This window comes from Vibrio sp. MED222, from assembly GCF_000153005.1.
Taxonomy (GTDB): domain Bacteria; phylum Pseudomonadota; class Gammaproteobacteria; order Enterobacterales; family Vibrionaceae; genus Vibrio; species Vibrio tasmaniensis_A.
In genome coordinates this window covers 396,427-422,977 of the sequence record NZ_CH902608.1, presented here as the reverse complement: position 1 = coordinate 422,977, position 26,551 = coordinate 396,427, and the positions used below count along the sequence as shown (strand labels likewise).

Below are 26,551 nucleotides of genomic sequence, written 5' to 3'. Positions count from 1 at the left end.
TTTCATATCGGTTTTTTTGTCTAAAAACAACCGAATAACAAGTAATAGTAATTAGATTAGAAGTACCACAAGAAAGTGCAAGTAAATGGCAAAATAATCCTAACCTAATATATCGTTCAGCTCTAGATTTAGTTTACAGGTAAATAAAACCTGATACGTAAATCAAGGAGAGATTCTTATGAATAACCTATTGAAAAATATTAAAGAATTTATGAATGATGAAGAAGGTTTAACGGTCATCGAATATGTGATCGGTGCTGCTATGCTCGTGTTAGGGTTGACAACCATATTCAGTGGAATTGGTAATGTCTTGTCAGCGAAACTCAGTGCTATTGTTAATGCTATTAGTACGACAACAGCCCCGTAGACACTATGAATAAAAAGGGAATTAGAAAGCAGAAAGGACTAACTATTGTCGAGTACGTTATCGGTGCTGCTTTACTTGTCATTTTTGCTTGGGCCATATTCTCTGGTATAGCTACAGCCTTATTCAGTAAGTTCATATTAATTGTGTCAGGTATATAAATGAATGATAAGTGAATCTCTAGTTTTTTGGGTGCTATTAATTATTGTTTCAGTCTTCGATGTGAAAGAAAGTCGGATACCGAATAAGGTGCTGATTTTATTCGTATTGCTGTACTTTATTTTATTGATTAATGGCGGATTTTCTTGGGATTCACTTGTTATTTCTTTGATGGGGGCTATTACTCTTTTCTTCTCAGGGCTTTTTTTATATTTATTAAAAGCAATGTCTGCTGGTGACGTCAAGTTTTTGGGTGTGATAGGTCTATATGTTGGATGGGGAAATCTACTTGATACTTCTTATTATATTCTCATTTCCTCAGGGATAATCGCTACGTTTTACTTACTCTATAATAATGCAAACAGTGAATCTCTGACCGTTAGAAACTATTTTGAAGAGAAATTAATGTTAGTTAGTGGAATGTCAACTAGAACAAAGAATTTGTCTACGGTTCATTCTAGGTATTCAAATAAGGTGACGATGCCTTTCGCACCTTCAGTTGTTATAGGCTTAGCGATGTATAGCTATTTTACGTAATTTAAATTGAATTATTATTCGATGTGTTGGAGAGAGCATATGGATATTAGTGGGATACCGTCCCCGAGTAATTTAAAGCCTCAAATATCAGCACCTGTGGTTCCTACATCCATTGAAATGCTTGGTGTACCTGAGGTTGTGATTGAAAATTTATTACTCAAACACCTGTCCGCTTACCCTAAGTCAGATGTCTTGGATCTATCTAACTATTTGTGTGTGGTTACGCACATTGTAGAAAATGGACTTGCGGTACTTAGACAAAAATCATTCATTGAAGTTTTTCAACCAACTTCAGCTTTAACGTTAGACTCATCTTCACACAGCCATGTCCGTTATTCACTGTCTGAAAAAGGCATAGAAGAAGCTGATTTAGCTTTCACTCGAGATGCTTACTTAGGACCCGTTCCCGTATCTCTTTCTCAATATAGCAATATTGTTAATCAACAAGATTTACGTTCTGAATTAGTGACTCGATCGCATGTTGAAGCGGCTCTTAGTGACGTCTACGGAGTCGACAGAATGATATCAGTGTTGGGACCTGCAATTAATTCCGGCAGGGCTCTACTTCTTTATGGGCATGCTGGTACAGGTAAAACGTTTGTAGCAACACGTATCGTCAATGCTTTGCATACTTCGGTGTTTATCCCTTATGCCGTTTACGCCTTCGGTAATATTATTAAAGTTTTTTCTACGCAACATCATAAACCGCTAGACAGTAACGGTAGTGAAACATTGGTTTCTCTCAAGGATCAGTACGACAAGCGTTGGCTCAATTGTGAAAGACCCAATATCCAGGTGGGTGGAGAGTTGACCATGGATATGCTCGAAGTTAATCATTCTGAGAACAGCCGAGTTTGGCTAGCGCCTTTACAAATGATGGCAAATAATGGGATTTTGGTTATTGATGACCTCGGGCGTCAACCAATGCCAGTGGACAACCTCCTTAATCGCTGGATTGTACCTATGGAGCACTACTTCGATTACTTATCGTTACCGAATGGACAGCAAGTTACGATGCCATTTGTGCTCACACTCGCTTTCTCTACCAACTTAAACCCGGATAAGATCAGTGACCCAGCGTTCTTGCGTCGGTTGGGTTATAAAATTGAATTTAAACCTCTTTGCCAACGAGACTATGAAGCTTTATGGATGAGTGTCGTTTCTGATAAAGGGGTAGAACTTCAAGATGGTTTTTTTGAGCGATTGTCTCAAATGCACACGCTATACAAAGTGCCGCTTTTCCCTTGCTTACCTAAAGATCTCGCTGGTATTAGCAAAGATATTCTTTCATTTGAGCAACTCCCGCCAGTTATTACTTTCGATATTCTTTCCATGGCATGGGAAGTCTACTTTACCTCTGATGGACACGAGGAAGAAAATAATGAATAAGAGTCAGGTATTCCTATTGTTTTTACTGTCCGTAGTATTCGGCTTAGCGGCTGTATTTTTTGCTAAGCAATGGATGGATAACCAAGTTCAACCGACGATTGAAGTTGAAGAGGTTGAACGTCACCCGGTTGTAGTCGCATCTCAAGAAATTGAAGCTGGAACCGTAATTGAAGATCAGTACTTAACGACGAAGCTGATGGAAGTGGATTGGATCAATGAAAATAATTACTCAGATCAAAACGAGCTAATTGGAAAAGTTGTCGCCAATACTATCTACGCAGGAGAGGTGCTTCATAAGTTGCGCTTTACCGTTCCTGGTGAAGGTTCAACACTCGCTGCGTTGATTCCTGAAAATAAGCGAGCAGTAACTATTCGAGTCGATGATGTTATTGGTGTGGCAGGGTTTCTATTACCAGGAAACAAGGTCGATATTCTTAATACCGTTTCCTATGGCAAAAACTCTGCGGCGACTCGAACAGTGTTGAAAGATATTAAAGTGTTAGCCGTAGACCAAACAGCAAGAACCAAAGAAAACAGCCCTATCATAGTTCGAGCGGTAACACTTGAGGTGACCCCAAAAGATGCAGAGAAGCTTCTTACGGCGAAGAGCAAAGGCAGTATTCAGCTTACCTTAAGGAACCCTCATGAGGTTGATAAAAAAGTCGTTCGTCGATACGTGCCTAGACCCAGTGTCACCATTATCAAGGGTACGGAAACATCCAGTGTGCGCGTCAAGGATTGAGGTGAGATATGAGAATTATATTAGCGTTATTTTTGAGCCTGATTTGTTTTTCGACCGCAAGTGTTGCTGCATTGCAAACGGGAAAAACAGTGACGGTTCCACACCATAAATCTACACATGTGGTGTTATCAGGCAAAGCGAGCAAGGTTTCACTTGGTGATCCTGATGTTTTGGATATCGTAATTTTAAAATCTAACGAAGTGTTTTTGATTGGTAAAAAGTTAGGTGCGACAAATCTGATGGCTTGGGATTCACGAGGACAGTTGATTGAGTCGATTAATATCGAGGTCACTCATGACTTAAATAGTTTGAAGTCCAAGCTGTATGAGTTTCTTCCTGATGAGACTATAGAGGTTCACAGCGCGCAGAATCGTTTGTTACTGAGTGGGCAAATTAGCAACCAACAGAAGATGAATGTTGCCATGCGAATTGCTGAAACTTACGCAGCAGGGCAAGCTGCAGACGACTCTAAAGAGAGTGGTAGTGAGCAAGTTGCTGCCACCGGAGTCATCAATTTAATGTCGATTGGTGGCGCTCAACAAGTCATGTTAGAAGTGACGGTCGCCGAGGTTCAGCGAAGCTTAGTGAGAAAGTTCGATGCCAATTTCCACTTCTTCCAGACCAGTGGCTCTAACTTTTCATGGGGTGCATCATCGGTTCCTGCTGGTGCATTAGGGGCTACGCCTGTCTTTGATATTCCAACCTCTACTGATTACGGGATTTTAGGCTCGTTCATTGATAGTAATACCCTGTTTACATTCGCCCTGGATGTAGCAAAACAGAATGGTGTAGCGAAAGTATTAGCTGAACCTAACTTAACCGCATTAAGTGGATCTAAGGCTGAGTTTTTAGCGGGTGGTGAATTCCCTATCCCTGTGCCAGATGAAGATGGTATTACGATTGAATATAAAGAGTATGGGGTCGGTCTGAAATTTATCCCAACGGTTCTGAGTGATAAAAAGATCAATCTAAACTTGGCTGTGGATGTGAGTGAAATTGCGAACAGCAGTTCATTGACTATCGACCCTGGTTCGACGAATGCGACGTATTTCATCCCTCCAATCACACGTCGAAGTGCCTCTTCTACGCTTGAACTTGCGGATGGACAAACTATTGGTATTGCGGGGCTTCTGAGTGAAAACGTGCGGGACGTCAGTAACAAAATGCCAGGTATTGGGGATGTGCCAATTTTAGGTCAGCTCTTCAATAGTCAAGAGTATGTATCTGGCGAAACAGAGCTTGTCATTCTTGTTACGCCTAGGCTCGCTAAACCCGTAGACAGAAGCAAAGTCACACTGCCAACTGATGCCTTTGTTGACCCGAATGACCTGGAATATTACTTGTTAGGTAGAAGCGCTTATATTGCTGAGCCTTCTGATTCTGAAGACAACAGTAATGTAAGTTCTTCTAAACCTATCACACCAACTGATGGTGGTAGTGAAGGTTCATTCGGTCATGATTTGTAAGGAGATAGATATGATTAGAACAATGATGGTCTTTCTCGCACTGGTATTAGTTGGTTGTGCGAATGACGCGCCTTTAGGGCAGTCGGTTGTTCAGTTGAAAGTGGAACAAACGTACAACCCGAACGCGACTCAAGAGAACTTGGAAGTTTTACCTGATGGGACTGGTGAGCGTATGCAAGCTAGTTATGACAGCTATGTGGGCAAAGGTGATGAGGATCTTTCCGGAAATAATAGCCAGGTTTTACAAAGCTTTAATTAGCGTGGAGGTACTTTATGTCGTATCAAGTATCAAATAGTCCCAAGAAGCAGGGAGGTTTGGTGGTCATCTTTGTGACCATTGCGTTACTCGTATTCCTTGCGGTGTCTGCTTTGGCGGTGGACATCAACCATATGCTAGTGAATAAAACGCGCTTACAGAATGCGGTTGACTCCGCTGCATTGGCTGCAGCCACTATATTGGATAACAGCAAAGACCAGGCTGCGGTATCTGCAGAAGTTACATCAACATTGAATGCTATGGCGGGAGCTTCTGGTAATCATGAATTTAATTTTTCTACAGCAGTGGTAAGTGTTGAATACTCCAATGACCCTCAAAGTTTTGCGGGGACAACTACGTTTGGTGCTGATGATGATGTTTATGTTCGCGTTAATGTTAGTTCACTGGATATGGATGAATTTTTCATTCAGATGTTTGGTTTAGCTAAAGATGTATCTGCAACAGCGGTTGCTGGGCCTAGTTCTGGACTGCAAGTCGTCAACAACATTGTACCTATTGGAGTATGTATTGGTGATGGAACTTCAGATAATGACATCAATGAAGACGGCTATGATGATGCGACCGGTGAAGCAATTACCAATGTATTTGGCTATGAAGTAGGAACCGTTCATGCTCTAAAAGTGGGTGATAAAAAACTGTCACAAATGGGGAATGGTAACTATCACTTGCTGGACTTTGGGTCTGGGGGAAAAACAGTAAAAGAGGCGTTGGCTGGTTATTACGACTACTCCGTAGCTATTGGCGATAGTGTCACTACCAAGCCCGGGGGAACTGTCGGCCCCACTGCTGATGGGTTGAACACTCGCTTTGGTGATTATGGTGGTGGTTTATCAAGTTCAGCTTATCCTTCTGATTATGTCACTACCGAGCCTAACTCCCAAATTAAGATAGATAAAAAAACGGGCGACATTAATTTTGATGGCTCTTATACCTATGCTCAATATGAGTCAGACACAAACGCATGTATTACAAACAATGGTTCGGGTTGTGTTTCTGGTGGTACAGCATGGCGACGCATTCTTCCAATTCCGATGGTCGATTGTTCGGGTAAAAGTGGTGGAGTAACCAGTTTTACCGTGCAGAAAATAGGGTGTTTCTTCTTATTGCAAAAGGCACCAAGTAACAATTCAGGAACCCCAGCAGTATTTGGTGAGTTTATACATTCTTGTAGTGTCGCTGGTGGCTCTGGTGGTTCTGAATCATCAACTGAAGGTCCATACAAAATTGTTTTGTATAAAGACCCTGATGGGGGAGGCTCTTAGTTATGAATAGGAAATTAAACAAGCAGCAAGGTCTCGCAGCTATTGAAATGATGATTGCAACACCAGTTTTATTGTTTTTCTTAGTGTTGGTTCTTGAGTTGGGAAACATTCTAATTCATTACAATGTGATATCTAAATCGGTTCAAAATGGGGCTCGATACGCAGTTAGCGAAGTTTATGGAACACAAGGTGGAGCATTGGCGCCGACTGCGGAAATTCAAAACATCGTGGTTTACGGGAAAAACACGGTAGGTACAGCCATACTTTCTAGTCTTGCAACTTCTGATGTGGTTGTTACTCCTCCCACTGCGGACAGTTATGTGAGAATAACGGTGAATTATGAGTATGTTCCTCATTTCTTATCTGTCCCATTTTCATCTGAAAGTTTATCAATTCCCTTGAGTGTGTCGTCCGTGATGAGGGTTTTTTGATGGAGTCAATCAAGAAACATAGCGGTTTAGCCATCATCGAATTTACGATTGTTTCTTGGTTGGTGTTTTTGCTGATTTTTCTGATTCTAGCTTTAGGGGCTTACGTATTTTCATTGCAGATTGTTAATGAGGCGACCAGAAAAGCAGCTAGGTTAGCGACCGTTTGTTACGTGCTAGATCGCGATAACATTGCGGGGGTTGTCGTAGAAGACATACCACTACTAGGCTTTAGTGATAGTAATTTGGAGGTCGCGTACTTAGATGCTTCTGGCGTTGAAATTACTTCTGATTTCGAAGCGAACCTGAGTGCGATCAAGTTTGTTAGAGCAAGAGCTATAGGTTATGGCATTCAACTGATCAGTAACCTAAGCTTTTTAGGGGCCAATGGTTTTCTTACTGCCCCTGCGTTTGAGACAATTTTACCAGCTGAGAATTTGGGTGTGATAAAGGCTGAAACAAATACTAGGACAAGGTGTCCGGAACCAGTACAGGGTGGGTAGTATGGGCGAAGCAATTGATATTTTACCAAGTGAAGACGATGCGATTCGCCTTAAAACCAACTTGAATGTATGGCTTATCTATAGCAACGAAAAATTTCATGCACATATGAGACAGCAATTAAAACGCTGTCGAAATGTTCATATCGACTCTTTTTCTTTGCTAGGTATGACTGAAGAGTATGTGAAAAATATAGATGCTCCCGATCTTATTTTTGTTGAAGCAAGTGGTGGTTGGGCTCAGAAAATGGTGGATCTTCAAAGCTACAACCTACAGTTAGAAGAGCATGATTTATCTTTAGTTGTGTTTGGTGATGAGAGTGATAACGGCTCATTGAAAATAGCGCTAAGACTTGGTGCTTCTGATTTTCTATCTCATGACATTTCAATTTCAGGTCTTTTACCGCTACTTAAGAAAACTGCAGCGGAGAAAATTGAAAACTCTAGTTATGGTGAAGTGTTTTTATTTATCAATACTAAAGGTGGTATGGGGGCGACAACCTTAGCGCTCAATACAGCCGTAGAAATAGCAAGTTATCACCCGAATGAGGTGCTGTTGCTTGATATTGATCTCCAGTTTGGTGTTATTCCAGAATATTTGAATATCACGCCGTCCTACAGTATTTCGGATGCCATCGACAGTTCTAATGATTTGGATGAAATGTCGTTAGGAAGTTTAGTGAACAAGCATACATCTGGGTTGCATGTTTTAAGTTTCAAGCATGAAAACAACGCGGATGATTATGAGCACGCCCAGAAAATTGGAAAGTTATTACCTGTACTACGCCGTTTCTATCGCTACATTATCATTGATTTCTCTCGAGGCTTGGATCATATCTTTGCTTCGGCTATCTCCCCTGCGACTAAGGTGCTACTTGTTGCTCAACAAACCTTAGTGTCTGTTAAAAACAGTAACCGTTTAGTAAGAACGCTGAAGTTTGAGTACGGATTACAACAAGATGCAATAGAGATCATCGTAAATCGTTATGAGAAACGACAAACCATTAAATTATCGGATATAGAACAGACCGTTGGAAAGCATGATATCCATTTAATGCCTAACGATTTTAAAGTGGCACTAGAGAGTGCCAATTTAGGTCAGCCTTTGGTTGAGTCAAAAAAGAAGAGTTCGATTACACGGTCGATCATCGATTTATCTCACATCCTTTCTCCTCCGGAACAAGAAGAGAAGAGTTGGCTCAAAAAGATATTTTCATAGATTGTTTGTTCTAAGCATATAGATGAGGGATCGTTATGTTCTTTAAACGAAAAAATATAAATCCGGAGTTTGAAAAAAAAGCAGAACAATTTTCGCAGCAGGAGAGCGAAAACGTTGCTGCCTTTCCTCAAGGTGATGCTAGTGATTCAGTTGCTTTAAAAGGGCTAGATGCCAGAGAAGAACAAGAAAAATCGGTTAATGAAGCAAAAAAAGTCTTAGAACAAGAATTATCAATTAAACACTATTTCCATAAGCAGCTCTTAGAAACACTCGACCTTGGTTTGCTTTCTAGCCTTGATAAGGAGCGTGCTAAAGTCGACCTCCATGAAGCGATTGTTCAGCTAATGGCTGACGATCAAAGTCATGCCCTGAGTGCTGAAGGTCGAAAAAGAGTTATCAAGCAAATCGAGGATGAAGTGTTTGGACTGGGGCCGTTAGAACCGTTATTAGCAGATAAAACGGTATCCGATATTCTCGTGAATGGACCTAAGAGTGTGTTCGTTGAGCGAGGGGGGAAATTGGAAAAGACACCCTATACTTTCTTAGATGACCGACACCTTAGAAACATCATTGACCGTATTGTTAGCCAAGTGGGGCGTCGAATTGATGAGGCTTCTCCAATGGTGGATGCTCGATTGGCCGACGGTTCTCGTGTGAATGCGATTATCCCACCTCTTGCTTTAGATGGCCCATCGGTATCCATACGACGTTTCGCTGTGGATAGCTTAACTATGGATAATTTACTGGAGTATAAATCAGCCTCTCCACAAATGGCTAAGTTTGTGGAGGCTGCAGTGAAAGGTGAGCTTAATATCTTGATTTCAGGAGGGACGGGGTCAGGGAAAACAACCACACTGAATATCTTTTCTGGTTTCATTCCTCGAGACCAACGAATCATTACTATAGAAGACTCTGCCGAGTTACAACTTCAACAACCCCATGTTATTCGCCTAGAAACCCGCCCTGCTAATTTAGAAGGGAAAGGGGAGATTAGTCAAAGAGAATTGGTAAAAAACACCTTACGTATGCGACCGGATCGAATTGTGGTTGGTGAGGTGCGTGGTAGCGAAGCTGTCGATATGTTAGCGGCTATGAATACTGGTCATGATGGATCTCTTGCCACTATTCACGCCAATACCCCCCGTGATGCTCTAAGCCGTGTTGAGAATATGTTTTCGATGGCTGGTTGGAACATTTCTACCAAAAACCTCAGAGCGCAGATTGCTTCTGCTATCCATTTAGTTGTGCAGATGGAGCGGCAGGAAGATGGTAAGCGCCGTATGGTGAGCATTCAAGAGATAAATGGTATGGAAGGAGAGGTCATCACGATGTCTGAGATCTTCCACTTTCAGCGTCAAGGTGTCGATGAGCATGGCAATATTTTAGGTTATTACACAGCAACCGGTGTGGTGCCTCAGTCTCATGACCAATTGGTGAAGCGTGGTCTTGATTTGCCGTTTGAGCTCTTTACCGAATCACATAGCTGAGGAGCGGATTATGGATAGCGTAACAGTTTCATTGGTTCTATTGTTTGTTGCGGTGTTGTTTATTTCACAAGCCTTATTATTGCCAGCTGCCGGAAAAAAAGCTAAGCACAAAGAGTTGACTCGTCGCTTAAAAGAGACACAAAGAAATATTGATGAAGAGAGTTTGTCGCTCTTAAAAGATCACTACAACAAAGAACTATCACCACTTGACCGGAAGTTGATTGTCATTCCTTTCTTTGCAGACCTAAAACGTATGCTGGAATTGGCGGGGCTGAAGATCACTTTAAGTCGCTTCTTATTGATTGTGTTCTTGTGCGCCACTTTGTTGGCTTTGGTTGCTTTAGTATCAAATCAAGTGTGGTTCATTTGTGTAGCGGCTTTTGTCTTTGCTTGGGTTGTTGCTTACTTGTTTGTTCAAAACAGAGTGACATACAGAATGGCACGATTCGAAGAACAGTTACCAGAAGCTTTGGATATTATCAGGAGAGCTTTACAAGCAGGTCAGCCATTGGTTCAGTCTTTCAATGAGGTGGGTGAGGAGATGCCTGAACCTATTGGCGTTGAATTTAAGAACACCTACAACTTGTTGAACTACGGTTACGATTTGAGGCTCGCTATTATGCAAATGACAGAAAGAGCACCCACGGTTTCGATGTTGGCTTTTTCTAGTGCAGTCATGCTGCAGAAAGAGACTGGGGGGAATCTCTCTGAGAATCTGCAAAAAGTATCTGAAGTACTGAGAGCGCGTTTTAAACTAGAAAGAAAAATCAAAACTCTCTCTGCTGAGAGTCGGCTTTCTGCCTGGATACTGACTCTTTCTCCCTTTGTTCTGTTTTTCGGCCTTAAATTCGTAAACCCAGAATACATAGAACCTTTGTATACCGACCCTAGAGGAATATCGATGGTCAGTATTGGGGTTATTTTGTTGGCTATTGGGGCGTTGTGGATAAGAAAAATAATAAATATCGAGATATAGATTATGGAATTCTTTGATTTAGATGTATGGAAGCAAGCACTCTCTGAGTTCGGGATCAGTAGCCAAGCCTTACTGTACGGGATGATCTTGCTGACCACTATGTTACTGACCCTTACGCTTGGTTTTCTTTTTGTAGGCACTCGCTCCCCGTTGGATAAAAAGCTAAAGCAGATATCCAGTGGTCGTCATACGAGTAGTCGAAAACCTTACGATTTTACCAATACGTTAGAGTCGTTAACGCCATTTATTGGACGAGGGAATAAAAAAGACAACGAAACTTACTCAGAAAAACTCATGCATGCCGGATACCATGAAAAAAGTGCGCTTTCTGTCTTTTATGCTTTCAAAGTACTTTCAGCCCTTGTCGGGTTTGTTTGTGCATTTATGGTGTTTTATTTAGCGATAGGGGGCAGTTACAACAACTTATTGATCGTGACTTGTATCTTTGTCGGTACGTTTTTACCCAATTTTATATTGAGTAAAATGCAAAAAGATAGACAGAGAAAGATCAAGAATGGTGTACCAGATGCTCTTGATCTGCTGGTGGTTTGTACAGAGTCCGGTCTTGGTTTTAATGCTGCGCTAGGACGAGTTGCTAACGAACTATACATTTCACAGCCCGAACTTGCCGATGAGTTGGATACTGTTTTTGCCAAGATACAAGCAGGTGTCACCATGCCAGATGCTTTGAGTCAGCTCGTTGAACGAACGGGACTTCATGAGTTAGACGGACTCGTATCCTTGCTGTCTCATGCCTCAAGAATGGGGGGGAGCTTGGCGCAAACTTTACGAGACTATACCGAAGATTTTCGAGATAAGCGGCAACAAGCTGCGGAAGAAATTGCAGCAAAAATACCCACTAAGATGTTATTTCCTATGTTGTTATTTATTTGGCCTTGTTTTTTTATTGTTGCCCTAGGACCAGGGATGATGATTGTTATGGACGCATTGAGTGCGCCAGGAGTCGGTTTATGATGCTAATGAATAGAATGGTTTTACTTTTACTGCCGTTATTAATTTTAGGGTGTGCCTCTTCTGATGAACCAACCAATCAGTTTGATGCCGAGTTGTATTCGGGGAAGCCAATTGACACCTTAACCAGTGACGATCCCCCTGTCAGTGAAAAAGAAGCCATTATGCGCGGTGATGTAGCTTTAAGGGATAACAATATCGATTTAGCTCTTTACGAATACATTCGTTCTCTGTCTTTTCCTGAGCAAGAGTTTCACGATAAAACGTTGTTTACTATCGGCAGGATTCATTCATCGAGAGGCAACTATGCACTGGCTGAAAAAGCGTATCTGGCGGCATTAGATTTTAATCCGGCACATACGGAAGTGCTGGAGCAGTTAGGCGTTTTATATACCAAACAGCGTCGTACAGATGAGGGAAGAAGCTATTTCTTTAAGGCGATCAATGCAGACCAAGTTCGTTTAAAAAGTAGTGAAACGATTACAAATTACCAGGCCTTAAGTCAAAGTGAAGTAGCCGCTTTGAAGGTTGACAGTATGTCTCCTGCATCAGCCTTTATGGGTATTGGCGTGCTGGAAGATGTCGATGGAAAACATCAAATCGCACAAGAATACTTTAAAAAATCGCTTACTATCGATAAGACATCAGTGAAAGCTCTACTGAATATGGGGTATTCCCATTACATGTACGGTAACTACAAAGAAGCGTATCAATATACTCGTTCGGCTTTAGAGATAGAACCGAACAATGAAAAGGCTCAAAACAACCTTGCGCTCATTTATTTGGCATCAGGTGATGTGAAAAAAGCGATAAATGTGTTTATGCGTCATATGGATGCACCTGAAGCTCTGAACAATGTAGGGTATTTTTTAATTATTCAAGGTCGACCAGATGAAGCCGTTCCTTACCTTCAACAAGCAATTGATAAGAAACCCTCTTATTACAAAATCGCCAATGAAAATCTGAATAGAGCGCTATCAGAGGTAAGAGAGATGAAGCAATAACTACTTAGCGCCAGTTTTAGTGCAATGAAAAGGATCTTTATATTGCCTAACCGTGAAAGTTTAAATAAAGATGTCATTGTAATCTCTATTTTTTGGTTTGCCTGCGCATCAGTGATACTGTTTTACAAGTGGGAAGCAGTATCCGCACTCAATCTAAATGATAACGATGATTATATGCGTTATGTTCAGTTCCAAGCGTGGATGAAAAGTGGTCATTGGTACTTAGAACCGATGAGTAATTTCAATGCTCTCGATGGCATTATTATTCATTGGTCTCGGTTTCCTGATCTAATGTTATCTATAGTCGCTTTCCCATTGCTATTTATAATTGATGATAGTCTTGCTTATTCAATCTCGATTTCTGTTGTGCCATTGTTTTACTTGTTACTTTACGCATTATCATGTTTCTATTTATGTGACCAATACTTTGGGAGCAAATATCGTTTCATAAGTATGATGTTTGCTATTTCCTCTCCTTCAATTATTCATTTCCTGCCAGGTTCTATTGATCACCATAATATTCAACTTATATTAGCAGCACTGTTTCTTTCAGTTACACCTCTTACTACTCGTAATCTCAATCAATCATGGCGTGTTTATATACAATCCACTTTCCTATCTTTATCTTTGTGGACGGGTGTGGATAATCTATTGTTGTTTTTTCCGTTCTTTTTTCTTTATACTGTCTATTTCAGTTTTTTTAATAACGGATACTTTAGTTATATCTCCAAGCTATACGCTAATTGTACGGTTTTGTCATCTATTACTGTTTTATTGAATAGGCCTTACGATGAGTTTTTTGTTTTAAAATATGATGAAGTATCATTTATTATTATAATATTATTCTTTAGTGGTTGGTTGTTTGTTCATTTTTATCACAGGTTGGCGAGTAATGATAAGAGTGTAACTGAAAGGACTTTCCTGTTTATTACTCTTGGTTTATTGTGTTTACTTCCTGTTTTTATTGTTTACCCATCACTTACTAGTGCTTTATTAATTGATTACCCTCCAATACTTAAGATGTATTGGCTTGATCAAGTCACGGAAGCTAAATCTGTTGCTAGTTATATATCAACCCATGGTTTATTTTCTGTTGAAAACTATGCGTTGCTATTGGTTCCCGCAATTCTATCCCCGATATTTAAGTTAAAAAACCACCATGCAATAATATTGTACATCATCTTTATGTTTAATTTATTTCTTGCGCTATTTTGGCAGATTAGAATAATGAGGCTGTGCTTTGTTTTAGCTGCACCTTTTCAAGCATACTTTATTATAAAATTGTCCGATGTTGTTAGATATTCAGTTCTAAAAATTATTGTTATCTTCTCTGGTGCTCCTTTAGCTTTAGCACTTTTTATTGTTATTTTGTCACCAGAAGAAAAAGTAACCACTGTTTTTGATAATATAGAAAACCCACCAGATATATTTAAAGTATTAAAAGATAACGGTATTAATTCACATACAATTCTTTCTGGGATAGAAACCGGCGCTCCTGTACTAGCAAAAACCAACAACAGTATCATTGCAGCGCCTTACCATCGAAATATTGCTGGCAACCAATTCCTAATTGAAGTGATGCTAGAAGAGGACATGCTCTTAGCAAGAAAAGAAATAATAGACAAAAGGGTTGATTATATATTGATTGGTAATGACCCTCATTTATCTCTTCTGGAGGCGTCGGGAAGCGATAATTCTCTAGTTAAAAGGCTTCATGGGGATAATGTTCCAGATTGGCTAGAGGTGACATACGACGGAGTTAAGGATGGTTACCGAGTTTTTAAAGTGAGGGGTGAGAATGAATAAGCCGAAATTAGCAGTATTGCTCCCATGTTTTAATGAAGCGGGTGCTATTGGGAAGACAGTTATGTCTTTTAAGCAGGCTTTACCTGATGCATCTATTTATGTTTATGACAATAACTCAACCGACAACACGGTAAACGAGGCCTTGCAAGCTGGGGCTATTGTTCGACATGAGCCTCGCCAAGGTAAAGGGGAGGTTGTCAGGCGAATGTTCTCTGATATTGATGCTGATATCTATGTGATGGCTGATGGTGATGACACTTACGATGCGTCAATATGCCCTGCGCTGATCGAACAATTGGATAATGAAAAACTCGATATGATTATTGGAAGTCGAGAGCGAGCTTCAATGGCTTATCCCAAAGGGCATATCCTAGGAAATAAGCTGTTTTCATCGCTGATTAATTTAGCATTCAATGCTCAATTGAGTGATGTGTTTTCTGGTTATCGAATTATGAGCCATCGATTTGTCAAAACCGTACCCATTTTCAGTGATGGCTTCCAAATAGAAACAGAGCTTACCGTTCATGCGCTACATCATAATATGCCAATCAAAGAAGTTTCGACGCAATATCAATCAAGGCCTGAAGGCACAGCCAGCAAATTGAATACCTTTAGTGATGGGCTCAAAATTCTCAATTTCATTTTGTTCTTATTGAGAGATGTAAAGCCAATGTTCTTCTTTGGCGTATTGTCTATGTTGCTTTGCTTCATTTCATTGGTTTTAGGAATCCCCGTTATCATCGACTTCATCGATACTGGGCTCGTCGAAAGGGTGCCTACTGCTATTTTGTCTAGTTCAATTGCATTGATAGCGGTGATGTCTTTTTTCTGTGGGTTGATACTCGACAACGTATCACGAGGTAGGCGAGAGATGAGGATCCTTTCTATATTACGAACGAGTGATAAAACGCTATCTGAATAGGAATCAAGCATGAGAACAAGCAAGGATGAAGACAAAGAGTGGATCGATTATTTATCTCGTTTCAGTGATGAATATGATGAGCGAGTTTATAACGGCAATACAACGGGTTATGTGATGAGAGCTGGTCATATAGCATGTGAAAAGCCATTTGGTGAAAGTGAACACTTTTCGAGAGTGTTAGAAGTGGGCTCAGGAACGGGCGAACACTTATTGCACGTCAAACACACCTTTGACGAGTATATCGTGAGTGATGGCGATGCATCAGCACTCGAAGTAGCAGATAAGCAACTCAGTCGTATCAATTCTTATGACAAACTCACTTTTAACGTAACTAATGCTTGTGAGTTAGATTTTGAAAGCAATAGTTTTGATCGCGTGATCGCAACTCATATATTGGAGCACTTATACGAGCCTCACTTGGTGATCAAAGAGTGGTTGCGAGTGTTAAAACCTGGAGGCACTCTGTCTATTTTGATTCCTACCGATCCTGGGATCGCTTGGAAAATCGGCCGTTATATGACGACAAGAAAACACGCCTTACAGAAGGGGTGGCATTACGATTACATTATGGCGAGAGAGCATGTCAATCCATGCAATAACCTAATCGCTTTCTTAAGGTATTACCTTCCTGAACACCAAAAATCATTTTGGCCGCTGAGCTTTGTGCCGCTTATTGATTGCAATTTGTTCTTCAACTTTCATGGTATTAAACCGTTATCGGGAAATTAAAGGTGCCTCTGTTTTTAAAAGTAAGAAGTAAGTGATGAAACCACTCACTTCTTATTCTCAATTATTGCTTAGATCGCCAAACCTGTAATTGCGCCAAACAACATAAACACACCCACTAACCCTACAATCGGGACCTTTACGGTTTTTAATAACCACACACCAACAATGATCAGAGCGAAGTCTATGCCGCTGCTCACTGCGCTTGTGAAGATGGGTTGGTATAGAGCCGCAAGCAATAGACCAACAACTGCTGCATTCACACCGGTAAGAGCACCTGCCACCAAAGGCTTGCTTGCAATCGCCTGCCAATTCTTCAGTACAGCCAGTAGCAATAAGAAACCCGGTAAGAACACCGCAACTGTTGCGAGCAGTGCACCTGTAATCGGTGCCGATGGCATCAACACATAGCCTAGATAAGTGGCTAATGTAAACATTGGGCCAGGTACAGCTTGCGCAGCGGCATAGCCTGTTAGGAAGGTATCTTGAGACAGTTGGTCGCCAATACCATTTTGTAGCAATGGAAGAACCACGTGCCCGCCACCGAATACCAAACTACCTGCTTGGTAAAATAAACCAAATACTTCAATGCCTTGAGAGTATGCACTGAACAGAGGTAAACCAATCAGTAGTGCTACAAAAATCACTAGCGGTGTTATGGATATCTTATGTGTCGAAGGCGTTGTTTTTGAGTCTTGCGAGGTTAAGAACTTACTGCCAACCATCGCTGCAAATAGGAGCACTAAGACTTGAGGCCAGATCCCAGGAATCAAAAGTAGAACAATCGCGGTGATTACACACAGTGCTGTTGCTACCTTTGATTGGCAAAAGTTTTTGTACATGCCGAAAGTGGCGTCAGCTACAACCACGACTGCGAGTAGCTTAAGTCCGTGGATGATTGAAATGAAAAGCGGTGCTTCCAACAACTGGTTGCTCACTAAGGCCAATATCAACATTAGGATGACAGAAGGGGAGGTGAAGCCTACAAATGCGGCAATCGCACCGGTTAAGCCACCTTTTTTGTAACCAACCGCAAAGCCAACCTGACTTGAGCCTGGACCCGGAAGAAATTGACTGAGGGCGACAATTTGCCCGTACTCTTCGTCGGATAACCAATTCAGTTTCTCAACAAAGGTTTTACGGAAGTAGCCAATATGTGCCGCTGGTCCACCAAAGCTAATCCAGCCAAGCCAGAAAAAGGTTTTAAAAATTGAAAGCATGATCGATTCCAGATAAATGTTTAGCGTAATTTAGGTGGAGTTGTACTATGATTCAAATTAATTGTTTTAATTATAATTATGAATGATATGGGATTGGTTTGTGGCTGACTTTAACTGGAAAGGAATTGATCTTAACTTATTGATTGCACTACAGGCACTGTATAAAACGAACAGTGTGAGCAAAGCGGCTGAGCGTTGTTATGTCAGCCAATCAGCGATGAGTCATAGCTTACAAAGACTGCGAAAGTTGTTTGATGATCCTCTGTTTGAGCGTGTCGGTAGCAAGATGGAGGCGACCGACCGAGCCATTGAATTATCGAGCACCGTCGATGCGTTGCTTAATACTATTCAATCTGAAGTTCTGTTGTCCAAAAGGTTCGAAGTTGATAGTTATAAAGGCAGCTGGAAGATCGGACTTACCGATTACGCGGAACAGATGTTTGGCCCAATGATCTTCGATTTTATTAAACAAGCTTCGCCAAACTCTCAAGTCGCATTTCTTAACGTTAATCGAAACAATTACCAGCAGGTATTTGAAGAGGCTAAGCTAGACATTGCGATAGGCAGCTTTGGTGAAGTGCCTAAGCTATATGGCATTGAACATCTCTATACCGAGCAACATGTTTGCTTGCTTGATGCATCCGTTTTGGATGTTGAGTTGCCTATGTCATTACAATCATTTGTCTCTGTGGAGCACGCCTTAGTGTCTCCTAATGGTGCCTTAAAAACGGCAGTTGATACTAAATTGTCTGAATTGGGCTACACCAGAAAAGTGGCGATATCTTCAAGCAACTTCTTAACGGTAAAACGATTGATCAGTGGCAGAAAGCTATTGTGCATTGTGCCTAAGTTAGTCGCTAGAAATGCCCCTAATGTCGACAGTTCACTGATAGCCGTTGCTCCGCCGATAGATGTTCCTGATTTTGATATACAGCTGGTTTATCGTAAGGGAAAGCAATTAGATGACAAAAACACTCACTTGAGGAAAGTGATCTCTCAAGCGGTTGAGATTGTCATTGCGGCTGAGTGATTGATGACGCGTTTCTTTTTAGCAAATAACCAATTAAGTGCCAAAGAGCAACTACCATTAGAGCGCCTATATACCCATCTATTGCGTAGTGCCACGCTAAGTGAACGGACCCAACTTGGACAAAGAAAGCGTAAACCCACGCAATATATCCCCAGTTTTTGTTTAACCGGAATGTGGTCATAGCCATTAACACTGCGATTGTTACATGCAAACTTGGCATGGCGGATATGCCCGTTCCTCTGCCTCTTATTCCTGTCACATAGCTATCCCAAAGCATATCCTGCGCGGATAGCATCCAAAGTGGGAATAGATTCGCTTGCTTTAACTGGAGGTCTTGCGCTTGTAGACGTTCCATTAACCTAAGATAGAGATCTTGTTCATAGAAGTGGTGAAAGTAGGCGGGTCCCGCAGACGACAACAGCGTCGCTATGACGTTACCTAGGAGAAACCAAGATATCAAAAAGGTGAGGATAAATTGGTTACGCAGGTGGTCATTTTTCCGATAGACAATGAAAAAAAGTAACATCCCCCACATAAGAAAAAACCATAAATTGTATAGAAAATTAATCACTAGAGTTGAAGCCGCATTAGGCAGGAAGAAATGTGTTATTTCCCATGGGGATACACCGAAGTGCAGCCACTTATCTAAATGATAAAAGGTAAGATCTAGATTGTATGGATTGAAGTGAGGTATCAGTGATTTTATAAACGTATAGCTCGAGAATGAGATGTTTAAAACGAGCATTAACAAAACAAAATAAATAGGCTTGGATATAGGAAATAGCAGCGATTTCACTTTTTTTATTAACCGTATCGTTGGTTTTTTTTCTCGTTTAAACAATAAATAGCAATAGTAATACGTAGCCCAAACAGTAAAAGTGACAGAGCAAATTGTAATCAAAACATCGATATAGCTATAGATGTCATATTTCATATTCTCGGGAACAAATATGTTGATGATTAAGGTAAACGGGGCAATGAATGCAACATAATACAGAATCAGTTTGTTTCTTCTGAATTCATGAAGTAAAGACGATAACAAGTTTGATTGTTCTTTTTGAGGAGTGGATTTGGCGGTGGTCGTCTCTGAATCCATATAGCCCTTCATCAAGATTTCCTATCATGATTAAAGGTTAGTTCATTTGAGCTGGTTTTCTACTTTTCAACCTTGTGTCTAAGGTAAAAATAAACGAAATAAAACCTTCCATTTTTCACAACCCGACTATACTTAATTTACGACTAAAAGCAGTCGTAAAGAATAGGCTTTTTGATTTACCTAAGTAAAAAAATTGATTATATCCTAATGATATAGCTGAAAAAACTACCAGGCTAAACGGACTTAGTTGGTCTTAAAAGCGCTAGCTCCCCCTAGTGCTTTTTCTTTTGTTCTAAGTTAGCTCTAATCTCTTAGGTGTTTACAGGTTTGAGTTGTTTAACCCCGATTTAGAACAGTTAACGGTCGAGTTCACTGACTAAGAGCAACGAGCTATGTAGACCGACAAATTATGAGTATCAACTAGCTACGAACGGTCAGTATCAAGCCATCAATCACACTGTGGTGGTGATCAGAAACCCCAGCAAGGTTGCCGTATTTCGGCTGGTGGCGATCATTTTCTAATGGATGGTGCCAACCTTGTGTATGTTCCACAAAGTGCGCCGCAAAGCTTTCAGACACCTCTAAACATCCTGCCATGACAGTATCAACATAGGTTTGAACGATAGGGCTGTTTTCACAAGGCGCTTCGATTTCGTCTTTGATGTAAACCCAGATCGATTGATCCGCTTTAAACTCGGTTTGGCTCTCTATCTGATCGTTTCTTAGCTCAATTCGGTGATAACCACGCTCACGACGATCAAATTCAGCCAACGCAACATCATCGACCTCCAGCAAAACACCATTCACTTGTCCCTCACCAAGATTGACGATCAACGGTGACAAAACATAGCTGTCGTCGATTTTACTCCAGTGACGCACTAGGCCGTGCACTATCGCAGGAATCGCTTGTCCTGTTTGACCTGTGAGTTGACGAGAAGAGGAGTTGATCAAGCTACCATAACCAAAAATATACATCGTGTTCCCTGTCTGTTCTTTTGTATTTGAGACTAGTCTTACTATATGTTTGGCTTAATCAAATGTCAGTAGTTTTTTATTTTACACACCTTCGAGTCTAAATGACTTTTTGTAGTGTGTTTAATTGACACTTTTTTTACCTCTAAATACACCTTGTTGCTTGTTTTTATTGGTTTTATATCTTTGGCGTGTTTCATGCATTGTGTTAGGCAATATTGCGGTGATGATTACTGCACCTTGAATTTGGCTATTGGTAGCAATTCAATATAAGCCACACTTGGCTTGTTATCTGAAATGAGGAATGAGTTTGTTAAATATCACAGATAAAAGCGTAGAAGATGCGATTCCAGCTTATCTTCGTTTAGGTTTTAGACCTTTCTTCTTTCTAGGCAGCCTCTATGCCGTGATTGCTATCGTCGCTTGGGTTGTCATGTTCCAAAATGGTCAGCCTGAAGTGTTAAAAGTACCCGCGCTTTGGTGGCACGTACATGAAATGCTGTTTGGTTTTTCTATGGCGATTGTGGTTGGTTTTGTTCTGACTGCGGTGCAAACGTGGACGGGAGTCAACGGAACCAAACATTATCGATTAGCTGCGCTCGTTGGTTTGTGGCTAGCACCTCGTATTCTATTTTGGACACCGGCGCCATTGTGGTTAATCTCATCGGTTGAAGCGTTGTTCTTGATCTTTGCCGCTTACGAGATTGGTTTCCGTGTCGTGAAATCGAAAGGCTGGAAGAACCTGTTTTTTGTGCCGCTGTTTATATTGGCTATCGTCGCCAACTTTGCTAGTTACGCGACGATTAAAGGCATGCCTCCATTCCCATCGTCTGCAGTATGGCACGCAATGCTATGGTGGTTTACTTTGCTATTATCCGTGATGGGTGGACGAGTTATCCCGTTCTTCACGGCCCGTCGTTTTGACTTTGAAAAAGCACAACCACTGGTTTGGTTGGAATGGCTAGCGAACCTGCCTTTGGTTGGGTTATTTGTGCTGAGCTTCTTCCCGTTGACCTTTGCTCAAGTGGGCAATGAGTTGATGGTGTTTGCAGGTGTGACTCAGTTGGTGCGCTTTGTTCGTTGGAAGCCTTGGACAACGTTGTCTGAGCCTTTGGTGTGGTCACTGCATGCGGCTTATTTGTGTATTCCTTTGAGCTTGTTGCTAAGAGGCTTGTTAGATAACCCATTTGCAAGCCATAACATGCTGCACCTGTTTGCGATTGGCGGTTTGAGTGGGCTCATTCTTGCGATGATCACTCGTGTTACCATGGGACACACAGGCCGTGCTATCTATAAAGGACCAAGCATGGCGCTGGCGTTCTCGGCTATCTTTATCGCGGCATTAGTTCGTAGTTTAGGTGTCACTTTCTTCCCTGCTTACTTATTTGAGATGGTCAACATCAGCGCGGGTTTATGGACGTTGGCGTTTGGTCTGTTTATCTGGAAGTTTGGCATGATGTTATTAACCCCAAGAGTGGATGGTCATCCGGGGTAAGCGTATTGATTTTCTTCCACATTTTTAAAGGGAAGCACTGAGCTTCCCTTTTTGATCGCAGCTAGTTATCGCTTTAATTTGTCTCTGTTTGAGAACCGTTCATTTCATTGTTGTCGATAAAATAGCATAGAAGTTGATGGTGAATCGGAGAGTTACGAACCGATTGAAATCCGGCACACACGATTTACAGCACTGGAGTGTGATCCGCTGCAAATATTTGCAGCAATATTCATTGATTTGTGCTCTAATACCGCGCTTACCAAGGGATGGTGTTAAAAGATGCTCACTTAGATGGAGTTATCAAAGTTGACCGATCCCTTAATGATCTCCCTTAGGAAAAATAGAACATGTCTAAGAACAAAAAATTTGATATCCGCCTTACAGAAAAACGCAACGGTTGGTGTGCAGAGATTACTCGTCAAGTAACGTCTCGCAGCACAACAGTATCTAAGCGTGAGTCTGGTTTTGAAACTGAAGCTCTAGCACAAGAGTGGGCAGAGAAAGAGCTAGCATCTTTCATCGCAAACCAAGCTGAACGTAACGAGCGTAAATCAGAGCAGCGTAAAGAGCGTGACGAACTACGTCATACTAAAGAGCTTAAAGCTGAGCAAGCACGTGAAGCACGCGCAAAAGCTCGTGAAGAAGAGCAAGAAGACGCTGAGTAATTTAGCGCTTAATTAATTTACAGGTTCCTTAATTTTAAGATAAGGGACAAGTAAAAAAAGCCCCAATATAACTTTTTTCTTTCTAGTCAAAAGTATATTGGGGCTTTTTAGTTTGTGGAGTTTATTTTCGAAAATGTAGCCACTTCTTGCTAGTGACTACATGTCATTCATTGATTAGTTGTTAAGCGTCGTTAGCCAATCATCTTCCGCTACTTCTTCAATATAGCTCTCAACTGATTGTCCCACTTCATCGTCATCTTGTTTGAAGTAAGCAATGTGGAATACTGCGTCACCTTCGTTTACTAACGGTAGAGTTTGTTGGCCAATTACGATACCGCCTTTGGTTGTGATCACTTGGCCTTCTTGGTGACCTAACGGAGAGCTTATGTAAGCAAGGGTTTGTCCTGCTTCAACTTGTTCGCCAAGTCTCACCATGTTACGCAAAATACCGTCTGACTCAGCGCGGATCCAGCTGGTGGATTTGCTCAACACTGGCTCTGGCAACTTTTTACGGTTCGGGCGCAGCATGCCGATTTCTTTCATCACTTGATGTACGCCAAGGTAACCCGCACGAATCGCTAGGTGATCAAAACGCAACGCTTCACCACCTTCGTAAGTTAATACAGGGATACCCAATTTTTCCGCTTCGCTACGAAGTGATCCGTCACGCAGTGGTGAGTCAATGATCACTGGTGTTGCGAACGCTTTTGCGATGCGCAATGTTTCTGGGTTCGACAGGTTTGCACGGATCTGTGGCAAGTTAGTACGGTGAATCGCACCTGTGTGTAGATCCAAAATAAAATCACAGTGCTTCGCCACATTCTCAAAGAAAGTGTAAGCGATGCGTGATGTTAGCGATCCTTTCTCACTGCCTGGGAAGCAACGGTTTAGGTCACGACGGTCTGGTAGGTAACGAGATTTATGGATAAAGCCAAACACGTTAACGATAGGCACAACAATCAAGGTACCTTTCAGTTTCTTTGGATCAATCGCATTTGTCAGTTGTCGTGCAATCTCAACACCGTTTAGCTCATCGCCGTGGATAGCCGCATTTACCATCAGTGTTGGGCCTGCTTGGCGACCGTGAATAATTTCAATCGGGATCGAAAGTGGAGAGTGCGTGTAAAGCTGAGCCGCTTGCAGTTCAATCTCCATTCGCTGTCCTGGCTGAACAGTATAACCAAGTAATTCGAATGGTTGATTAGGTTTTAGTCTTGCCATTTAGGTTGTTCTCAACATGGTGATAATTCGTTAACACGGAATGTACCAATCGTTGATTTTTAGTACGAATCAATCGGTTTACGGTGACGACAAAAGTTTTCTATGGAGTTGTCTATAAATAAGTTTCCAGTTTTAATTTGACTCATTATAGGGTGTTTCAAATTGTGGTTTTTCTGACAGTACACTGATATTTGTCATTTGGTTGGTTGCTATTATCCACCGCCATTTTTTGGCGGCCAAATTCAAATATCGAGATGAAAATGAAAAAAACAATTTCAAAAGTTGTAGCACTAGCTGTGGTATCTGTTGCTTTATCTGGCTGTGTTGGTAACAACGCAGTAACGGGTTACCTAATGAAGTTCAACCTTAAAGCCGTTGATAACCGTTACGCTCGTGGTGGTTTGAACATATTGCTTGCACCGGCTTACGGTCTAACAGTTGCAGCTGATTACTTGGTATTCAACTCACTAGAGTTCTGGACGGGCAGCAACCCACTAACAGGTGCACCGCATATATTTGATACTAAGATTGATACTTACCTTGATATCAACCATCAGCTTGATAAGTCACTTACTGAAGCACCAGTAGGTCCTATTACGAGTGCTGATATGATTGAGAAAGGTCAAATGCAGCAGATCGACGAAAACACGATCCAAATGGATATCACTTACCAGTCTGGTGAGCGTGCGACATTGATCGGAGTTCGTGATGGTGAGATGGTGACATACTTCATCGACGGCGAAGTAGTGGCACAAACTTCAATTGATGAGTTAGAAAGCTACGCGGCTTCACGCGCTTAATTGTTTATTTAGTCACAAGTACATAGCTACAAAGATTGGATACAAAAACAGGTACTCATTGAGTACCTGTTTTATTTTGTGTCTATAAACGGTGTTTACTGAAAAGTGCTATTTAGTGAAGAGCCCTATTTATTGGAAACACCATTTATTGAACATACATAGTTTATCGAATTATGCTTTTTCTGGGATAGCTGCAAGCAGTGCAACCATTTGATTCCAGAATAGCTCAACCGTATCGATCTTCACTTTCTCATCAGGAGAGTGAGGGAACTTGATGGTTGGGCCGAAAGAAACCATATCCATGTTCGGGTAAGGTTCTTTGAATAGACCACACTCAAGACCAGCGTGGATAACCATGATGTTTGGTTTGTGACCGTAGATACCTTCGTACATGTCGCGGAAGATGTGCATAATTTCTGAATCTGCATCTGGCTTCCAACCTGGGTAAGCACCAGAGAATGCGATGTTAGCGCCTGCTAGTTCAGCAACAGAGTGAAGCATGCTTTCTACTTGGCTACGACCTGAATCGATAAGAGAACGGATCAGGCAAAGCACTGTGATTGAGTTCTCTTCTGTTGTGATAACACCTACGTTTAGAGACGTTTCAACAACACCTTCAATCTCGTCACTCATACGAATCACGCCGTTTGGACATGCGTTAAGTGCCGCGATAAAGCGAGCTTGGTCTGCTGACGCAAGTGCGCCCATTTCTACAGAAGCTTCTTCGTTGAAAGTCACGATGCTGTCTTCTACTTTACCTAGCTCTGTTGAAAGCAGCTCTGTGTAGTAGTTGTATAGCGAAGCCAGTTTCTCTTGGTTTTCAGCAGGAACAGCAACCGTTACGAAACCTTCACGAGGAATAGCGTTACGAAGGCTACCACCTTTGAATTCGACGATGCGAAGGTCTAGCTCTTTTGCGTGACCCGCTAGGAAACGAGCAAGCAGTTTGTTTGCGTTTGCACGACCTGTGTGGATGTCGCAACCAGAGTGACCGCCTTTTAGGCCTTTTAGCGTTAGCTTACGTGTTACGAAGTCAGCTGGAATCGCGTTACGTGCAATTTCAAATGTCATTGCGCCGTCGATACCGCCAGCACAACCCATGTACACTTCGCCTTCTTGCTCTGAATCGGTGTTAAGAAGGATATCGCCTTCTAACCAACCCGCTTCAAGACCGAAAGCACCAGTCATGCCTGCTTCTTCATCTACGGTAAGTAGAACTTCGATAGGGCCGTGTTGGATTTCGTTCGAAGCCAGAACCGCTAGGCAAGAAGCCATGCCCATGCCGTTATCAGCGCCAAGCGTTGTGCCTTTCGCTGTAACCCACTCACCATCAATGTATGGTTGGATTGGATCTTTAGCGAAGTCATGAACTGTGTCTTCGTTCTTTTGTGGAACCATATCGATGTGAGCTTGCAGCACGACACCTTTTTTGTTTTCCATACCCGCCGTTGCAGGCTTTTTGATGAATACGTTACCCGTTGGGTCACGACGTACATCTAGGCCTTGCTCTGTTGCCCAAGCAATAATGTATTGAGCAAGTTCTTCTTCATGTTTCGAAGGGTGCGGGATTGAACAAATTTTATCGAAAAACTGCCAAATAGGGGCAGGGGGCAATTTACTGATCTCAGAATGGAATTCAGACACGGATGACTCCTTTTTTATTTGATAACCATATATTTAGGTTTTGTAATGGCAAAAAACTAGAACAAAAATCTAAAATATGGGTCTGTTTTGATGGCAACAGCATACCACTTGAGCGTTTTGACGAGTAGCGGTTCTAAACCTCAAATAGCTCAAATTTTGAAAGCGATCTTGT

26 protein-coding genes are annotated in these 26,551 nt (G+C 41.6%); 21 read left to right on the top strand and 5 right to left on the bottom strand.

From position 1 onward, the window contains the following. Nucleotides 1–178: 178 nt before the first annotated feature. From MED222_RS08695 to MED222_RS08775, 17 genes are all read left to right on the top strand, one after another. Nucleotides 179–367, top strand: coding sequence for a Flp family type IVb pilin (locus tag MED222_RS08695; RefSeq protein WP_009847502.1), 189 nt, complete (start codon nucleotides 179–181; stop codon nucleotides 365–367). Between the two features lie 162 nt (nucleotides 368–529). Further along, on the top strand, nucleotides 530–1,060 hold the full coding sequence (locus MED222_RS08700) for an A24 family peptidase (protein ID WP_009847501.1): 531 nt from the start codon (nucleotides 530–532) through the stop codon (nucleotides 1,058–1,060). 39 nt (nucleotides 1,061–1,099) lie between these two features. After that, nucleotides 1,100–2,449, top strand: a complete 1,350-nt coding sequence (locus MED222_RS08705; protein WP_009847500.1) for an ATP-binding protein — start codon at nucleotides 1,100–1,102, stop codon at nucleotides 2,447–2,449. Next, on the top strand, nucleotides 2,442–3,191 hold the full coding sequence (gene cpaB, locus MED222_RS08710; protein ID WP_009847499.1) for a Flp pilus assembly protein CpaB: 750 nt from the start codon (nucleotides 2,442–2,444) through the stop codon (nucleotides 3,189–3,191). The genes MED222_RS08705 and cpaB overlap by 8 nt, the downstream gene beginning before the upstream one ends. Nucleotides 3,192–3,199: 8 nt before the next feature. Beyond that, nucleotides 3,200–4,657: a type II and III secretion system protein family protein gene (locus MED222_RS08715; RefSeq protein ID WP_009847498.1), complete on the top strand. Its 1,458-nt coding sequence runs from the start codon at nucleotides 3,200–3,202 to the stop codon at nucleotides 4,655–4,657. Further along, nucleotides 4,647–4,916, top strand: a complete 270-nt coding sequence (locus MED222_RS08720) for a hypothetical protein (protein WP_032555265.1) — start codon at nucleotides 4,647–4,649, stop codon at nucleotides 4,914–4,916. Before MED222_RS08715 ends, MED222_RS08720 begins: the two co-directional genes overlap by 11 nt. Before the next feature lie 14 nt (nucleotides 4,917–4,930). Then, nucleotides 4,931–6,196, top strand: coding sequence for a Tad domain-containing protein (locus MED222_RS08725; RefSeq protein ID WP_009847496.1), 1,266 nt, complete (start codon nucleotides 4,931–4,933; stop codon nucleotides 6,194–6,196). Between the two features lie 2 nt (nucleotides 6,197–6,198). Continuing rightward, nucleotides 6,199–6,627, top strand: coding sequence for a TadE/TadG family type IV pilus assembly protein (locus tag MED222_RS08730; RefSeq protein WP_009847495.1), 429 nt, complete (start codon nucleotides 6,199–6,201; stop codon nucleotides 6,625–6,627). Then, on the top strand, nucleotides 6,627–7,127 hold the full coding sequence (locus tag MED222_RS08735; RefSeq protein WP_009847494.1) for a TadE/TadG family type IV pilus assembly protein: 501 nt from the start codon (nucleotides 6,627–6,629) through the stop codon (nucleotides 7,125–7,127). The genes MED222_RS08730 and MED222_RS08735 overlap by 1 nt, the downstream gene beginning before the upstream one ends. Nucleotide 7,128: 1 nt before the next feature. After that, entirely contained in the window at nucleotides 7,129–8,343 is a 1,215-nt protein-coding gene (locus MED222_RS08740; protein ID WP_009847493.1) for an AAA family ATPase, read from the top strand. Nucleotides 8,344–8,378: 35 nt separating this feature from the next. Further along, nucleotides 8,379–9,830, top strand: a complete 1,452-nt coding sequence (locus tag MED222_RS08745) for a CpaF family protein (protein WP_009847492.1) — start codon at nucleotides 8,379–8,381, stop codon at nucleotides 9,828–9,830. Between the two features lie 10 nt (nucleotides 9,831–9,840). Further along, complete coding sequence (locus tag MED222_RS08750; protein ID WP_009847491.1) at nucleotides 9,841–10,806, top strand: type II secretion system F family protein; 966 nt, start codon at nucleotides 9,841–9,843, stop codon at nucleotides 10,804–10,806. A gap of 3 nt (nucleotides 10,807–10,809) precedes the next feature. Continuing rightward, nucleotides 10,810–11,781, top strand: a complete 972-nt coding sequence (locus tag MED222_RS08755; RefSeq protein WP_009847490.1) for a type II secretion system F family protein — start codon at nucleotides 10,810–10,812, stop codon at nucleotides 11,779–11,781. Beyond that, entirely contained in the window at nucleotides 11,778–12,782 is a 1,005-nt protein-coding gene (locus tag MED222_RS08760) for a tetratricopeptide repeat protein (protein ID WP_009847489.1), read from the top strand. Before MED222_RS08755 ends, MED222_RS08760 begins: the two co-directional genes overlap by 4 nt. Nucleotides 12,783–12,806: 24 nt before the next feature. Next, the gene (locus MED222_RS08765; protein WP_009847488.1) at nucleotides 12,807–14,588 is read left to right on the top strand and encodes a hypothetical protein; all 1,782 of its coding nucleotides are present in this window, start codon (nucleotides 12,807–12,809) and stop codon (nucleotides 14,586–14,588) included. After that, nucleotides 14,581–15,510: a glycosyltransferase family 2 protein gene (locus MED222_RS08770; protein WP_009847487.1), complete on the top strand. Its 930-nt coding sequence runs from the start codon at nucleotides 14,581–14,583 to the stop codon at nucleotides 15,508–15,510. The genes MED222_RS08765 and MED222_RS08770 overlap by 8 nt, the downstream gene beginning before the upstream one ends. Nucleotides 15,511–15,519: 9 nt before the next feature. Continuing rightward, complete coding sequence (locus MED222_RS08775) at nucleotides 15,520–16,239, top strand: class I SAM-dependent methyltransferase (RefSeq protein ID WP_009847486.1); 720 nt, start codon at nucleotides 15,520–15,522, stop codon at nucleotides 16,237–16,239. A 68-nt stretch (nucleotides 16,240–16,307) separates the two neighbouring features. On the opposite strand, the gene chrA is transcribed toward MED222_RS08775, so the two are convergent. Beyond that, on the bottom strand, nucleotides 16,308–17,456 hold the full coding sequence (chrA, locus tag MED222_RS08780) for a chromate efflux transporter (protein ID WP_009847485.1): 1,149 nt from the start codon (nucleotides 17,454–17,456) through the stop codon (nucleotides 16,308–16,310). A gap of 100 nt (nucleotides 17,457–17,556) precedes the next feature. Here chrA and MED222_RS08785 point away from each other — a divergent pair, with 100 nt between their 5' ends. Continuing rightward, complete coding sequence (locus tag MED222_RS08785) at nucleotides 17,557–18,486, top strand: LysR family transcriptional regulator (protein WP_009847484.1); 930 nt, start codon at nucleotides 17,557–17,559, stop codon at nucleotides 18,484–18,486. Here the strand turns inward: MED222_RS08785 and MED222_RS08790 are convergent. Together MED222_RS08790 and MED222_RS08795 are read right to left on the bottom strand one after the other, a co-directional pair. Further along, on the bottom strand, nucleotides 18,470–19,594 hold the full coding sequence (locus MED222_RS08790) for a phosphatase PAP2 family protein (protein WP_009847483.1): 1,125 nt from the start codon (nucleotides 19,592–19,594) through the stop codon (nucleotides 18,470–18,472). The two genes, MED222_RS08785 and MED222_RS08790, sit on opposite strands and share 17 nt — an antisense overlap. 408 nt (nucleotides 19,595–20,002) lie before the next feature. Then, nucleotides 20,003–20,557, bottom strand: coding sequence for a gamma-glutamylcyclotransferase family protein (locus MED222_RS08795; protein WP_009847482.1), 555 nt, complete (start codon nucleotides 20,555–20,557; stop codon nucleotides 20,003–20,005). A gap of 307 nt (nucleotides 20,558–20,864) precedes the next feature. On the opposite strand from MED222_RS08795, the gene MED222_RS08800 reads away from it, so the two are divergent. Then, the gene (locus tag MED222_RS08800; protein WP_029223481.1) at nucleotides 20,865–22,049 is read left to right on the top strand and encodes an NnrS family protein; all 1,185 of its coding nucleotides are present in this window, start codon (nucleotides 20,865–20,867) and stop codon (nucleotides 22,047–22,049) included. Between the two features lie 347 nt (nucleotides 22,050–22,396). Next, complete coding sequence (locus tag MED222_RS08805; RefSeq protein ID WP_009847480.1) at nucleotides 22,397–22,714, top strand: DUF3622 domain-containing protein; 318 nt, start codon at nucleotides 22,397–22,399, stop codon at nucleotides 22,712–22,714. 174 nt (nucleotides 22,715–22,888) lie between these two features. On the opposite strand, the gene MED222_RS08810 is transcribed toward MED222_RS08805, so the two are convergent. Next, the gene (locus MED222_RS08810; protein ID WP_009847479.1) at nucleotides 22,889–23,935 is read right to left on the bottom strand and encodes a succinylglutamate desuccinylase/aspartoacylase family protein; all 1,047 of its coding nucleotides are present in this window, start codon (nucleotides 23,933–23,935) and stop codon (nucleotides 22,889–22,891) included. 260 nt (nucleotides 23,936–24,195) lie between these two features. On the opposite strand from MED222_RS08810, the gene MED222_RS08815 reads away from it, so the two are divergent. Continuing rightward, entirely contained in the window at nucleotides 24,196–24,735 is a 540-nt protein-coding gene (locus MED222_RS08815) for a DUF3332 family protein (RefSeq protein WP_009847478.1), read from the top strand. Nucleotides 24,736–24,906: 171 nt separating this feature from the next. On the opposite strand, the gene MED222_RS08820 is transcribed toward MED222_RS08815, so the two are convergent. Then, nucleotides 24,907–26,379: an aminoacyl-histidine dipeptidase gene (locus tag MED222_RS08820; protein WP_009847477.1), complete on the bottom strand. Its 1,473-nt coding sequence runs from the start codon at nucleotides 26,377–26,379 to the stop codon at nucleotides 24,907–24,909. Between the last annotated feature and the right edge of the window lie 172 nt (nucleotides 26,380–26,551).